We start from the raw sequence: 13,147 nt of genomic DNA on the forward strand, positions 1-13,147 counted from the left end.
CGCAATAGCTTGGAAAAGGTGGTGCCCGCGGCAATGCAGCGGCGGGTGAATATTATTCCGCGGCGTGGGCCATGCGTCGCATCCGGTTCATCATCGAACGCAGCACAGCAGGCTTTAGCGGCTTGTTGAGCACGGCGACGTCGATGGCGTCTGCAGCAGCGCGAACCTCATTGGAGCGGTCGGCGGTGATGAGCACGGCGGGTGTCGCTTCGCCGAAGCTGGCACGCATCATCCTGATGACATCGAGGCCATTCTCGCCGTCGAGGTGGTAGTCGGCGAGGATGACATCGGGTGCGGCAGCGGGTTCGGCTTCGAACGCGGCAGAGCCGGAATAGGTGCGCACGACGCAACCCCAGCCTTCGAGCAGCAGCCGCATGCCTTCGAGAATGCGTGCGTCATTGTCGATGCAGATGACCGACAGCCCGTTGAGCACGGCACCTGCCTGAACGCGCGGCCGCGCGGTGGAAGCGGTGGGCAGTTCCTGGGCCGTCGTCACTGGCAGGATCACCGAGAAGCGTGTGCCCTTGTTCTTTTCCGAATGGATGCGGATTTCAAGCCTCAGCACGCGCGCGATGCGGTCGACAATGGACAGCCCAAGGCCGAGCCCCTGCGCCTCGCGCACGCCTTCGTCGAGACGGGTGAACTCATTGAAGACGGTGCCGAGTTTGTCGGCGGCGATGCCGATGCCGGTGTCGATGACCTGTATCTCTACGAGTTCGCCGCGCCTTCTGACGCCAACTAGAATGCGGCCGCTGCGGGTGTATTTGATCGCGTTGGAAACCAGGTTCTGGATCAGGCGGCGCAGCAGGTTGCGATCCGTCTCGACGGCAAGCGTCGACGGCACGATCACCAGCTCCAGCTTCTTTGCACGCGCCATCGGCTGGAAGTCGGTGCCGATCTGGCGCAGCAGGCCGTCCAGCCGGAATACGGTCTCGGCCGGTTTCATGGCGCCAGCGTCGAGCCGGGATATGTCGAGCACGGCGCCCAGGATCGTCTCGACCGATTCCAGTGAGGACTCGATGTTGCGGGCGGCGACCCCGGCATTGCCCTTGCCGGCCTTCTCGATCAGCGAAGAGCAGTAAAGGCGCGCGGCGTTGAGCGGTTGCAGGATGTCGTGGCCGGCGGCCGCCAGGAAGCGGGTCTTGCCGAGATTGGCCTCCTCGGCCAGCATCTGCGCCTGCGCCAGTTCCTCGTTGACGCGGGTCAGTTCGGCGGTGCGGCTCTTCACCCGTTGCTCCAGCGACTCGTTGGCGCGCTTGAGTGCGAGGTCAGCGGCAACACGGGCCGAGATGTCGGTATAGGTGGCGACGATGCCGCCATCGGGCATCGGATTGGAGCGCATCTCGATGATGCGGCCGCTTGTCTGCAACTCGATTTGCCACGGGCCGCCGAAGCTGGTCAGGCGGTTGAGCGTGGTCAGCCGCGACGTCTGCGGAATGTCGCCTCGCGCCACCAGATAGCCAAGGATGCGGTCGATCGAGACACCAACCTGGCCCATGTCATCGGGCAGGTCGAACAGGGTGCGGTACTGCCGGTTCCAGCAGATAAGCCGGAAGTCCTGGTCGAAGACGGTGATGCCCTGTTCCATCTGGTCGAGCGCGATCTGCAAAAGGTCGCGGTTGTGCTGCAGCGCCTCGGTGGCGTCGTCGAGCAGGCGGAACGTGTCCTTGGCCGAATTGTCACCGCGTTTGAACAGCAGCGACAGGATCAGCCGGGCCGAGGACGAGCCGACCGCGCTTGCCATCAGTTGTTCGGAGAAACGGATGACGTCCATACCGGCCGGGTCGTTGCCGTTGAGTTTGCTGCCGCTGTCGCGCTCGAAGCTCTGGAACGACCTCTCGGTGCGCTCGACGCCGAGGTAGCGCGAGATCGTATCCTTGAGATCGTTGACTGTGATCGCCGTGCGGAAGCGGCGCAGCGACGGCATCGGGCTGGAATCGCGCGGTACGAAGATCGAGGCTTGGATGCGCTCGAGCGGCACGGAGGCGCGGGACAGCGAGCCGAAGACGAAGAACAGCGCGTTGATCGCCAAGCTCCACAGGACGCCATGGTTGAGCGGTTCGGCGGCGGTGCCGAAGAGGGCCTGCGGTCTCAACGCCTCGATGCCGAACAGGCCCTCGGAGAGGATCGCCGTGTCTGGCGAGGCGAGCGTCGGCAAAAGCAGCGTGTAGCACCACACGGCAATGCCGGCCGCCATGCCAAGGGCTGCGCCCCTTGCGTTGGCTCGGCGCCAGATCAGACCGCCTATGAAGGCCGGCGCGAACTGGGCGATGGCCGCGAACGACATCAGGCCGATCGAAGCGAGCCGCGTGTTGTTGGTGCTCTCGCGGTAATAGAGGAAGGCGACGAACAGGATGATGAAGATCGAGGCGCGGCGGATGTTGAGGATGATCGCCGACCAGTCCTCGGTGTCGCCGGCCTTGAGCTTGACCAGGCGGCGCACGAAAATCGGGATCACCAGGTCGTTGGAGATCATGATCGACAGCGCCACGCTTTCGACGATGACCATGGCGGTCGCCGCCGACAGGCCGCCGATGAAGGCGATCATGGCGAGGAAGTCGTGGCCCTTGAGCAGCGGCAGCGACAGCACGTAGAGGTCGCCCGTCGTGGCCGTGCCGACGACGGAGAGGCCGGCGAAGGCGATGGGCAGCACGAACAGGTTGATCGCTATCAGATAGGCAGGAAAGACCCAGGTCGCCTTGCGCAGTTCGCTCTCACTGCGGTTCTCGACGATCATCACGTAGAACTGCCGGGGCAGCATGACGATGGCGAAACCGCTGATGCAGGTCACCACCAGCCAGGTGCCGAGCGAAGTGCCGTAACTCATGGCGTTGCCGACCTGATCGCTCGCGGCGAAGCTTTCGAACATCTGGCCGGGGCCGTCGAATAGGACGAAAGTGACGAGCAGGCCTATGGCGAGGAAGGCCACCAGCTTGACGATCGATTCGACCGCCACCGCCAGCACCAGCCCATTCTGGTGCTCGGTGGCGTCGGCATGTCGGGTGCCGAACAGCACGGCGAACAGCGCAAGCAGCAGCGCCACGACGAGCGAGATGTCGCTGACGAACGGGTCGAAGGATGGTGGCGCGCCGGTGTAGTGCTCGATCATCAGGCTGACCGAGCCCGATATCGCCTTGAGCTGGAGAGCGATGTAGGGGATCGCACCGACGGTGGCGATCAGCGTGGCGATGGAGGCGACGGAAAAGCTCTTGCCATAGCGCGCGCCCAGGAAGTCGGCGATCGAGGTGATCTTTTCGGACTTGGCCAGCTTGATGATGCGGCTGAGCAGCGGGAAGCCGAACATGAACACCAGCACCGGGCCGATATAGATGGCAAGGAACTCGAGCCCGCGCTCGGAGGCGAGGCCGACCGAGCCGAAGAAGGTCCACGAGGTGCAATAGATGGCGAGGCTCAGCGCATAGATGAACGGCCTGGAACCACCGGGCGTCCAGCGCGCGGCACGGCGGTCGCCAATGCTCGCTATGGCGAACAAGAGCGAGACATAGGCGATGGCGATGAAGACGATGGCCAGGCCTTGCACGTGGGACGCTTTCTCCGAAGTCAGGCCACTTCCCGGGCCTTTCCGCCGGAGGCAATCATAGCTTCGGGGCCAAGTCCATTATCCTTGTCTCCTATAGGCTCTCGTGCGCTGAGGCCGGTTTGTACGCTCCCGTTGCATTGCCGGGTTTTGCAACGGGAGGTTTTTGCTATGTTGGTGTTGGGCCTGCGGTCGAAGCGAATGGTCGATTCGCCGCTTGAATGCGTGACAAGGAGGGTTCGATGCTAAAGGAATTCCAGGAATTCATCGCCAAGGGCAATGTCATGGACCTTGCCGTCGGTGTCATCATCGGCGGTGCCTTCGGCCTGATCGTATCGTCGCTGGTGGCCGATATCATCATGCCGATCGTTGGTGCGATCTTCGGCGGTTTCGACTTCTCCAACTACTTCCTGCCGCTGTCGTCGTCGGTGACCGCAGTGACGCTGGAAGAAGCCAAGAAGCAGGGTGCAGTGTTTGCCTACGGCAACTTCTTCACTGTCGTCATCAACTTCCTCATTCTGGCCTGGATCATCTTCCTGATGGTCAAGGGTGTGAACACGATGCGCAAGCGGCTTGAGAAGCAGGCCGAATCAGCACCGCCGCCTCCGCCGGCGGCCGATGTGGTGCTGCTCACCGAAATCCGCGATCTTCTGGCCAAGAAATAATCGCGCTGGCATTGAGAAAAACCCCCGCGTGGCTGGCCCGCCGGGGGTTTTTTCATTGTCGCGGGCACGCTAGGAGTTGGAGGCAACGTCAACTCTCAACCTGGGATGATCATGAGCCTTATCGATCTGGTTCGCCCCGAAGCCCGCCTTGCCCCCGTCAGCGGCATTGAGGCGGTGGCAAATTACGGGCGCGACCGCGCCGGCCTGATCCCGCTCTGGTCCGGCGAAGGCGACATGCCGACCCCCGCCTTCATCAGCGATGCCGCAGCTCGCGGGCTGGCAAATGGCGAAACCTTCTACACATGGCAGGCAGGCATCCCTGAACTGCGCCAGGCGATCGCGCGCTATCACCAGCGTCATTTCGGCAAGACCTTCGGTGAAGACGAATTCGTCGTCACCGTCGGCGGCATGCAGGCGATCACCATGGCGCTGGAGGCAACTGTCGGAGCGGGCGACGAGGCGCTGTATCTCGCGCCGGCCTGGCCGAATTTCGCCGGCGCTGCCGGCGTGGCCGGCGTCAACCCGGTGCCGGTGCTGCTCGACATGACCGGCAATGGTTGGTCGTGCGATGTCGAAAAGATCGCCGCCGCGATCACCCCGCGCACCAGGGCCATCTTCGTCAATTCGCCGTCCAATCCGACCGGCTGGACCGCCGACCGCGAAACGCTGCAGGCAATTCTCGATCTGGCCCGCAAACACGACCTCTGGATCGTCGCCGACGAGATCTATGCGCTGTTCTATTATGGCGGCGGACGCGCGGCCTCGTTCATGGACATCATGGATCCCGAGGACAAGATTCTGTTCGTCAACACCTTCTCGAAGAACTGGGCGATGACCGGCTGGCGCGTCGGCTGGCTGAAGACGCATCCTTCGCTCAGCCGCATGTTCGAGAACCTGGTACAATATTCGAGTTCCGGCGTGGCGCAGTTCATGCAGCGCGGCGCAATCGCGGCGCTTGACGAGGGGGACGGCTTTATCGCCGAGCAGGTGGCGCGGGCCAGGCAGGCGCGCGACATCGTCTGCCGGGTTTTGGGCGAGACTGGTCGGGTGCGTTTCAGCGTGCCGCCGGCGGCCTTCTACCTGTTCTTCGCCGTCGACGGCATGAAGGATGCCGAGCGCGCCGCCTTCGACATCGTCGACAAGGCAGCGGTTGGCGTCGCACCCGGGACGGCCTTCTGCGCCGGCGGGGAGGGCTTCCTCAGGCTCTGCTTCCACCGTCGTCTCGACCAGGTCGAGGAGGCGTCGCATCGCCTGGCGAAGTGGATCCGGGAACTTTGATGAAAGAAAAAGGCCCGGAAGCGATCTGCTCCGGGCCTTTTCTTTGGGTTCGGATGCCTACGGCTCAGCCGCCGGACTTGGGCACCAGCAGCGGCACGATACGTTCGCTCTTGACGACCTCGGTGTGGCCTTCGGTGCGGTAGGGAATGCCGAGTGCGTTCCAGGTCTCGACCAACGCTTCCCTCAGCGTTTCGATCAGAGCGTCGTCGTGGAACGGGGTGGGCGTGATGCGCAGGCGCTCGGTGCCGCGCGGCACGGTCGGGTAGTTGATCGGCTGGATGTAGATGCCGTGGACGCCGAGCAGGCGGTCCGAGGCCATTTTGCACAACTCGGGATCGCCGACGAGGATCGGTACGATGTGCGTCGGCGATTCCATCACCGGCAGGCCTGCACCGGCAAGCACATGCTTGGCGTGGGCCGCCTGGCGCTGCTGCGCGTCGCGCTCGGCCTGCGAATTCTTGAGGTGGCGGATCGAGGCCGTGGTGGCTGCGGCGATTGCCGGCGGCAGCGCTGTGGTGAAGATGAAGCCCGGCGCATAGGAGCGCACGGCGTCGACGACGGCGCGGGTGCCGGTGATGTAGCCGCCCAGCGTGCCGAAGGCCTTGGCAAGTGTGCCTTCGATGATGTCGATGCGGTGGGCGAGGCCCTCACGCTCGGTGATACCGCCGCCGCGCGGGCCGTACATACCCACGGCATGGACCTCGTCGATATAGGTCATGGCGTTGTATTTCTCGGCGAGGTCGGCGATGGCCTCGATCGGCGCGATGTCGCCGTCCATCGAATAGACGCTCTCGAACACGATCAGCTTGGCGCGCTCGCGGCCGGCTGCCTGCAACAGGCTTTCGAGATGGGCGACGTCGTTATGGCGGAAGATCTTCTTCTCGGCGCCGGAGCGGCGCACGCCCTCGATCATCGAGGCATGGTTGAGCTCATCCGACAGCACCAGGCAGTTCGGCAAAAGCTTGGCGATGGTCGAGATCGCCGCCTCGTTGGAGACGAAGCCCGAGGTGAAGACGAGGCCGGCTTCCTTGCCGTGCAGGTCGGCGAGCTCAAGCTCGAGCTCGACCAACGGATGATTGTTGCCGGAAATGTTGCGGGTGCCGCCGGCGCCGGTGCCCATGTTGCCCGCTGCCTGCTGCATGGCCGACACCACGTCGGGGTGCTGGCCCATGCCGAGATAGTCGTTCGAGCACCAGACCGTGATTTCCTGGGCCCTGCCGTTGGCGCGCCAGATCGCGCGCGGAAACTTTCCGACGATGCGCTCGAGATCGGCGAAGACACGGTAACGGCGCTCGGCGTGGATCTGGTCGATCGCTTCTTCGAAAAACCGCTGGTAGTTCATTTGGACGTCCCGATTTTTGCCGCTGAGCATAATCAACGGTCGGTTCGGCGTCCATCGACCGTTTTTGGTCAAAATGCCACGCCCTCGACCTTTCCAAACGATCACGGCAGGCGAAAACATCCCTTGATGTGGATCAAATCCGGCTGCGACCGATTGGTCAACGTGATGACGCTACGAAAGTCCTGTCTCGCATTCACCGGTAGTGTCAGGCTACACAGGATGCGGAATCGATGCGGAGAGGACGACATGGCGGTTTTGGTGACGGGTGGCGCGGGCTATATCGGCAGCCACATGGTCTGGGAGTTGATCGACGCCGGCGAGGAAGTCGTGGTGATCGACCGTCTGTCGACCGGTTTCGACTGGGCCGTGGCGCCTGAGGCCAAGCTGGTCAGGAGCGATGTCGCCGACCAGGAGCTCGTGGGCCGGCTGATCCGCGAGAATGGCATCGACGCCATCATCCACTTCGCCGGCTCGATTGTGGTCCCGGAGTCGGTCGCCGATCCGCTCGGCTATTACGAAAACAACACCTGCAAGACGCGCGGCCTGATCGAGACGGCGGTGCGCGAAGGGGTGAAGCATTTCATCTTCTCGTCCACCGCAGCCGTCTATGGGGCGGCGGGCGTCGAGCCGGTGCGCGAAGACGCGCGCCTTGCGCCCGAGTCGCCTTATGGCCTGTCCAAGCTGATGAGCGAGTGGATGCTGCGCGATGCGGCCGCCGCCCATCCGCTGCGCTACACGGCCCTGCGCTACTTCAATGTTGCCGGCGCCGATCCCAAGGGCCGCACCGGCCAGTCGACCAAGGGCGCGACGCACCTGATCAAGGTCGCGTCCGAGACTGCACTCGGCAAGCGGGCGTCGATGCAGGTCTTTGGCACCGACTATGCGACGCCTGATGGCACCTGCGTACGCGACTACATCCACGTCTCCGACCTGGCCGCGGCGCACCGGCTGGCCTTGCAGCGCCTGCGTGCGGGCGAAGGCAACCTCGTCGCCAATTGCGGTTACGGCCACGGCTATTCCGTGCTCGAGGTGATCGACAGCGTGCGCCGGGTGCATGGTGGCGACTTCGAGGTGTCGACCGGCGGACGTCGGGCCGGCGACGCGGATTCGGTGGTGGCAAATTCCGATCTCGCCCGTCGCGAGTTCGGCTGGAAGCCCGCTCATGACAATCTCGACGGCATCGTGCGCGATGCGCTCAACTGGGAGCGGCTCTTGACGCGCAAGAACTCGGCCGGCGCCTGATTGAACCAGGCAGCGGAATTCCGCTGCCATCTCTCGAAATCTGCAGCAGCAAGCGCTAAAGGAAGCCGTGAGGAGCCAGGCTCCCGACGGTAAAGGGTTCCCGACAGAGCCTGATGTCGACCAGGATGCGACATGAAGATCCTCGTTCTCGGCGCAGGCGTGGTGGGAACCGCGGCAGCCTACTATTTGGCTCGCGACGGCCATGACGTGACCGTCGTCGAGCGTCATCAGACGGCGGCGCGCGGCACCAGCTATTCCAATGCCGGCCTGGTGTCGCCGGGCGATGCCACCGCCTGGGCCTCGCCTGCGGCGCTGAAGATGTTCATCAAGTCGCTCTACACGCCGGACCTCGGCATCAAGGTGCGGCTCGGGCTCGACCCTTATCTCTACGCCTGGAGCCTCCGTTTCCTGTTCCAGTGCACCAACGCCCGCGTGCGCGAAAACACCAAGGCCAAGCTGAAGCTCGCGCTCTATTCGCGTCTTTGTATCAACGAGATCTCGACCGAGACCGGCATCGGCTACGACAAGCGCGCCCGTGGCATCATGTATTTCTTCCGCTCGCAGGAAAGCCTCGACCACGGCGCCAAGATGTACGGCTTCCTTGCAGAGCATGGGCTGGACATCGAAATTGTCGACCGCGACCGGCTTGCCGAACTTGAGCCGGGGCTCGCCGCCGCCAAGGCCAGCATTGCCGGCGCGGTCTATTCGCCGATGGATCAGACCGGCGATTCCCGTATGTTCGTCGAGGCGCTGGCCGCCTATGCCGAACACAAGCTCGGCGCCAAGTTCATGTTCGACACCACCGTCGAGGATCTGATGGTCGAAGGCGACCGGGTGACGGGCGTGAAGACCTCCGCCGGCAGGCTGGACGCCGACGCCGTGGTGATCGCCATGGGGCCGGAGAGCGGCCTGCTCGGGCGCCGCAACGGCGTCGACCTGCCAGTCTATCCGGTCAAGGGCTACACCGCGACCGTCACCATGGACGACCCGTCGAAGGGGCCGACCATGGGCGGTGTCGACGAAGACCGGATGGTGGCCTATTCGCGCCTCGGCGACCGGCTCAGGCTTGCATCGACCGCCGAATTCATCGGCTTCGATCGCAACCACAAGCCCTCCGATTTCGAAAGGATGTTCGAGACCGGCAAGGAGTTGTTCCCCGGCGCGTTCGATCCGACCAAGGCCGAGCTCTGGGCCGGGCTTCGGCCGATGATGCCGGGCTCGGTGCCCGTCATAGGTCCCGCCCGCTACAAGGGGCTCTATCTCGACACAGGCCACGGCCATGTCGGCTGGACCATGGCCTGCGGCTCCGGCAAATTCCTCGCCGATCTGGTTGGTGGGCGGAAGCCGGAGATCGACCCCGAGGGGCTGGTCTACAAGGGCTGACAGTCGGCTGGTTTAGCGTCGGCGCGTGCTCTGCCTGGATTCATAGAGATATTGCAGGGCAATGATCACGGCTGCGATGCCAAGATAAAAGACCGACACCACCAGCAGCACCTCGATGGCCTTGTAGGTCTCCGAGATGATGACGGTCGACGCCGCCGTCAATTCGTCGATGGCGACGAGGCTGGCGAGCGAGCTGCCCTTGACCATCTGGATGGCGTTGGAAAACAGCGATGGTGCCGCGAGCCTGTAGGCCTGCGGGATCATCACCTTCCAGTAGGTCGCGAACGGCCGCAGGCCGAGCGCCTTTGCGGCGTCGAGCTGGCCTGATGGGATGCTTTCGAAACCCGAGCGCAGGAATTCGAGATTGTAGGCGGTCGAGGCGAAGATCAGGCCGATCAGCGCCGACGGCACCGGCTCGAGATAGATGCCGAAGCGGGGCAGACCGTAGTAGAGCGCAAATAGCAGCGCCAGCACGGGTGCTGCGCGGGCAAAGAAGCTGTAGCCGATGATGACGCGCCGAAACGTGCCCTTGGGCCGCTGCATGTAGATGGCTAGCGGCAGCGCAAGCAGGTTCGACACGATGATGACGACCACCGAGATGAGCAGCGTCATCACCAAGCCGTCGAACAGCATCTGCTGGTAGGTCGGGTCGAGCAGGATGTTCATCGCGCCACCGCCTGTTTCGGCTTGCGCTCGTTGAAGACGAGCAGCGGCGTGACGATCAGGATGTAGAGACCGACGGCGAGCGACAGGAAGGTGAAGGGCGCGTTGGTGGCGGCGATGCCCTGCTTGGTGACGTAGAGGATTTCGCTGACCGACACCGCTGAGGCAATAGACATGCGCTTGACCGTGCCGATGGCGTAGGTGATCCAGCCTTTGCGCGCCAAAGGCAGGATCTGCGGGATAAGCACCCGCAGGAACACGATCCGCTTGGACAGGCCGAGCGCGAGGCCTGCCTCATACTGGCCGAACGGCACCACCTTCAGTGCGCCCTTGAACACCTGATAGTCGAAGGCGATACCGACCAGTGTAAAGGCGATGATGGTCGAGCCTATGGGGCCGAAGTCGATGCCGATCTGCGGCCCGCCGAAGAAGAACAGGAACAGGACCACGAGCTCCGGCACCGAGCGGAAGAAGGCGCTGAACGCTTCGATGCCGTTCCTGAGCCAGGATTTCTCGCGGCCGTAATGGACGAGGGACAATAAAAGGCCAAAGACTGCCGACAGGGTGAAGACCACTGCCGACAGCCCGATGGTGAGGGCAGCCGCGACCAACAGCCGCGGCAGCCAGGCTAGTACGATTTCCATGTTCCGCCGTCCCTCGCGGAGGCCCTTTTTACTGAGCCTTCGACCAGTCGATGGAGGCGCCGAACCACTTGTCGGCCAGGCCCTGCAGGGTGCCGTCCTTGCGCCAGGTCTCGAACTGGGCGTCGATGGCATCGGCCAGCGGCTTGTTCTTGTTGCTGACGGCAACGCTCTGGGTGATGGTCGTCAGCAGATCGTCGAGGGTGACCGCGCCGGTCAGCTTGCCCGACTTGGCGAGGTATTTCGGGCCGAGAAAGTCGTGGGCGGCGAAATCGATGCGGCGGTTCTCGAGGTCGAGGAACAGCTCGGTCGCGCCGGGATACTCGCGGCTCTTGGTGACGCAGTCGGCCGGAAGCTTCTCCTTGGCGACCTTCTGGAAAGCGCCGCCGCGCACTGCACCCATGGTCTTGCCGCAGACATCCTTCCAACTGGTGATGTCAGTGTCGGTCTCACGGCGGGTGATTGCAGCGCCGTTGACGATGTAGGGCGACAGCAGGAAGAAGTCTTTCGAAGCCAGGCGCTCCGGCGTGCGCGTCACGCCCGAGGCGATGAGGTCGAAGCGGCCGGCGGTGAGGCCGGGCAGGAGCCCGGCGAAGTCGAGCTTCTCGAACTTGGCGGCAAGGCCGAGCTGCTTGGCTACGAGATTGACGACGTCGATGTCGAAGCCTTCAAGCTCGCCCGCGGCATTGGTCATGCTGAAGGGCGGAGCCGAGCCCGACGTGCCGACCGTGATGGTATCAGGCGCAACGAGGGCGGCCTTGTAATCCTGTGCACTTGCTGCGCTCACGCCAAAAACCGCAATGAGGGCCAGCAGGGCTGTCCGCGCAATTCCCATGATCACTCCTTTAATGGGCTGCTTGAAAACAGAATGTTTGCGTTATATCGCAAATTGCTAAAGCCACCAAGGACGGCGGCCAATTTTGGATACAATAGTTTCTGGAGAATCTGTTTCTCAAGAACGGCCGTTCCGAAAATTCGAGGTTTTGTGGAATGGAACTGCGTTTCAAGCTCAACTACCTGTTTCAGGGACAGAATTCGCCGTTTCTGCATGCCGTCGACGCCGGCTACTTCGACGATCATGGCCTCTCCTGTACCTTCGTCGAAGGCTTCAGCTCGTCGCTTGTGACGCGCGCTCTGGTTGGCGGTGAGGCAGATATCGGATACGGTGATGTATCCTCTGTGTTCGAGCGCGCGCTGCGCACGGGCGAAACAGAGATCTCCTGTCTCGTTCCGATCTACGAGCACACGCCCTGCTGCCTGGGCTACATCTCCGACGGCAAGCGGCTGACCCTCGCCGATGTTCCCGGCAGCACCTTGTGCGGACCGAATGGCGACACCTCGGCGCGGCTTCTGCCGCTGCTGCTCAAGCGCAACGGCTTTGCACCCGACAGCTACACCTATCTCGGTGTCCAGCCGGAGGAGCGCGACCGGTTGGTGGCGGCCCGCTCGGTGCTGGCGGCGACTTGTTTCGATGCGACGCTGAAATTTGCCATGCAGATGCGCGGCCACGACGCCAGCGGCCTCGACTTCCTCTATTTCGCCGACAACGGGCTCGACATCTATTCCGGCGCACTGGTGGCGCTGAACTCGGTGCTGGAAAAGGATACTGGTCTCGCCGGCAAGCTGCAGGCGATCACGCGACAGGCCTGGCATGATTGCCTCGCCAATCCCCAGCTCGGCGTTGATGCGGTGGTCAGGCGTTCGCCCGACATGGATCCCGAGATTGTGCACAACCAGCTGACCTGGATTCTCGAACGCCAGGTCTTTCCCGAAGGGGCACGGCCGATGGAGTTCGACCTCGGCGGCGCCAAGATGGCCGATACGCTGGAATGCGCCACCTATTCGGTCGGCGCCGAGGCCAAGCGCAGCGCGGAAGGTCTTGCGGCCGAGATCTGCCTGAATTAGCCGGTCTGGAAGTCGCCCGGCTGCGGCGGGGCGATGGGGGTGAACAGGGTGCGGTCTGGCTTGATGTCGATCAGAGGCGTGCCGTCGAGGCAGTCCATGCCGCGCACCGACAGCACGTTGCCGTCTATGCCGACCAGCTCGACGATCTGGGTGCCGATCGGGTTAGGCCGGACCGGCGAGCGCAGCGAGAAAGTGCCGCGCGCCGTGCCGTCATTGGCCGGGCTCTGGCGCACCAGGTCACGGCGGGAGAGGTGCAGCCAGTAGAGCACTTCGAGGCGGGCGAATTGAGCGACCCCCTCAAGTGCCGCCACCCAAGGCTCGAAAATCTCGATCTGGCAGACCGGGCCGTCGGCGCGGCCTTGTCGCGGGGTCAAGAGGCGCGAATCCCAGGGCGTCCGGATGCGGCCGATGAAATAGAGTTCGGCGTCGTATCGGAGCGGTAGCGCGACGGCGCTTTCGCCGTCGCGGATTTCGTTTTCGCGAACCACGT

At 63.5% G+C, this 13,147-nt stretch carries 11 protein-coding genes; 5 read left to right on the forward strand and 6 right to left on the reverse strand.

The features are described 5' to 3' along the window. Positions 1-52: 52 nt before the first annotated feature. Positions 53-3,541: a PAS domain-containing hybrid sensor histidine kinase/response regulator gene (locus B015_RS0104530; RefSeq protein WP_018426477.1), complete on the reverse strand. Its 3,489-nt coding sequence runs from the start codon at positions 3,539-3,541 to the stop codon at positions 53-55. 239 nt (positions 3,542-3,780) lie between these two features. On the opposite strand from B015_RS0104530, the gene mscL reads away from it, so the two are divergent. Together mscL and B015_RS0104540 are read left to right on the forward strand one after the other, a co-directional pair. Beyond that, entirely contained in the window at positions 3,781-4,203 is a 423-nt protein-coding gene (gene mscL, locus B015_RS0104535; protein ID WP_026226884.1) for a large conductance mechanosensitive channel protein MscL, read from the forward strand. A gap of 111 nt (positions 4,204-4,314) precedes the next feature. Then, the gene (locus tag B015_RS0104540; RefSeq protein ID WP_026226885.1) at positions 4,315-5,481 is read left to right on the forward strand and encodes a pyridoxal phosphate-dependent aminotransferase; all 1,167 of its coding nucleotides are present in this window, start codon (positions 4,315-4,317) and stop codon (positions 5,479-5,481) included. 64 nt (positions 5,482-5,545) lie between these two features. On the opposite strand, the gene hemA is transcribed toward B015_RS0104540, so the two are convergent. Next, positions 5,546-6,823, reverse strand: a complete 1,278-nt coding sequence (gene hemA / locus B015_RS0104545) for a 5-aminolevulinate synthase (RefSeq protein WP_018426480.1) — start codon at positions 6,821-6,823, stop codon at positions 5,546-5,548. 246 nt (positions 6,824-7,069) lie between these two features. On the opposite strand from hemA, the gene galE reads away from it, so the two are divergent. Both galE and B015_RS0104555 read left to right on the forward strand, forming a co-directional pair. Then, the gene (gene galE, locus B015_RS0104550) at positions 7,070-8,065 is read left to right on the forward strand and encodes a UDP-glucose 4-epimerase GalE (protein ID WP_018426481.1); all 996 of its coding nucleotides are present in this window, start codon (positions 7,070-7,072) and stop codon (positions 8,063-8,065) included. Between the two features lie 132 nt (positions 8,066-8,197). Then, positions 8,198-9,448, forward strand: coding sequence for a D-amino acid dehydrogenase (locus tag B015_RS0104555; protein ID WP_018426482.1), 1,251 nt, complete (start codon positions 8,198-8,200; stop codon positions 9,446-9,448). A gap of 12 nt (positions 9,449-9,460) precedes the next feature. Here B015_RS0104555 and B015_RS0104560 read toward each other — a convergent pair whose 3' ends face one another. Genes B015_RS0104560 through B015_RS0104570 form a run of 3 tightly spaced genes read right to left on the reverse strand, consistent with a single transcriptional unit; the run spans position 9,461 to position 11,587 of the window. Further along, positions 9,461-10,114, reverse strand: coding sequence for an ABC transporter permease subunit (locus B015_RS0104560; RefSeq protein WP_018426483.1), 654 nt, complete (start codon positions 10,112-10,114; stop codon positions 9,461-9,463). Continuing rightward, positions 10,111-10,755 carry an ABC transporter permease subunit gene (locus B015_RS0104565; RefSeq protein WP_018426484.1) on the reverse strand — a complete coding sequence of 215 codons (645 nt, stop codon included), beginning with the start codon at positions 10,753-10,755 and terminating at the stop codon, positions 10,111-10,113. The genes B015_RS0104560 and B015_RS0104565 overlap by 4 nt, the downstream gene beginning before the upstream one ends. Before the next feature lie 28 nt (positions 10,756-10,783). Then, positions 10,784-11,587 carry a transporter substrate-binding domain-containing protein gene (locus B015_RS0104570; RefSeq protein ID WP_018426485.1) on the reverse strand — a complete coding sequence of 268 codons (804 nt, stop codon included), beginning with the start codon at positions 11,585-11,587 and terminating at the stop codon, positions 10,784-10,786. 155 nt (positions 11,588-11,742) lie between these two features. Here B015_RS0104570 and B015_RS0104575 point away from each other — a divergent pair, with 155 nt between their 5' ends. Further along, on the forward strand, positions 11,743-12,657 hold the full coding sequence (locus B015_RS0104575) for an ABC transporter substrate-binding protein (RefSeq protein ID WP_018426486.1): 915 nt from the start codon (positions 11,743-11,745) through the stop codon (positions 12,655-12,657). Here B015_RS0104575 and tsaA read toward each other — a convergent pair. After that, positions 12,654-13,145: a tRNA (N6-threonylcarbamoyladenosine(37)-N6)-methyltransferase TrmO gene (gene tsaA / locus B015_RS0104580; RefSeq protein ID WP_018426487.1), complete on the reverse strand. Its 492-nt coding sequence runs from the start codon at positions 13,143-13,145 to the stop codon at positions 12,654-12,656. The genes B015_RS0104575 and tsaA overlap by 4 nt on opposite strands. Positions 13,146-13,147 lie beyond the last annotated feature (2 nt).

Source organism: Hoeflea sp. 108, assembly GCF_000372965.1.
Lineage (GTDB): Bacteria > Pseudomonadota > Alphaproteobacteria > Rhizobiales > Rhizobiaceae > Aminobacter.

Excerpts from the sequence above, each read along its gene's own strand:
- B015_RS0104565 (WP_018426484.1), bottom strand. The coding sequence starts at position 10,755 with ATGGAAATCGTACTAGCCTGGCTGCCGCGGCTGTTGGTCGCGGCTGCC.
- mscL (WP_026226884.1), top strand. The coding sequence starts at position 3,781 with ATGCTAAAGGAATTCCAGGAATTCATCGCCAAGGGCAATGTCATGGAC.
- hemA (WP_018426480.1), bottom strand. The coding sequence starts at position 6,823 with ATGAACTACCAGCGGTTTTTCGAAGAAGCGATCGACCAGATCCACGCC.
- B015_RS0104555 (WP_018426482.1), top strand. The coding sequence starts at position 8,198 with ATGAAGATCCTCGTTCTCGGCGCAGGCGTGGTGGGAACCGCGGCAGCC.
- B015_RS0104560 (WP_018426483.1), bottom strand. The coding sequence starts at position 10,114 with ATGAACATCCTGCTCGACCCGACCTACCAGCAGATGCTGTTCGACGGC.
- B015_RS0104570 (WP_018426485.1), bottom strand. The coding sequence starts at position 11,587 with ATGGGAATTGCGCGGACAGCCCTGCTGGCCCTCATTGCGGTTTTTGGC.
- B015_RS0104575 (WP_018426486.1), top strand. The coding sequence starts at position 11,743 with ATGGAACTGCGTTTCAAGCTCAACTACCTGTTTCAGGGACAGAATTCG.
- galE (WP_018426481.1), top strand. The coding sequence starts at position 7,070 with ATGGCGGTTTTGGTGACGGGTGGCGCGGGCTATATCGGCAGCCACATG.
- B015_RS0104540 (WP_026226885.1), top strand. The coding sequence starts at position 4,315 with ATGAGCCTTATCGATCTGGTTCGCCCCGAAGCCCGCCTTGCCCCCGTC.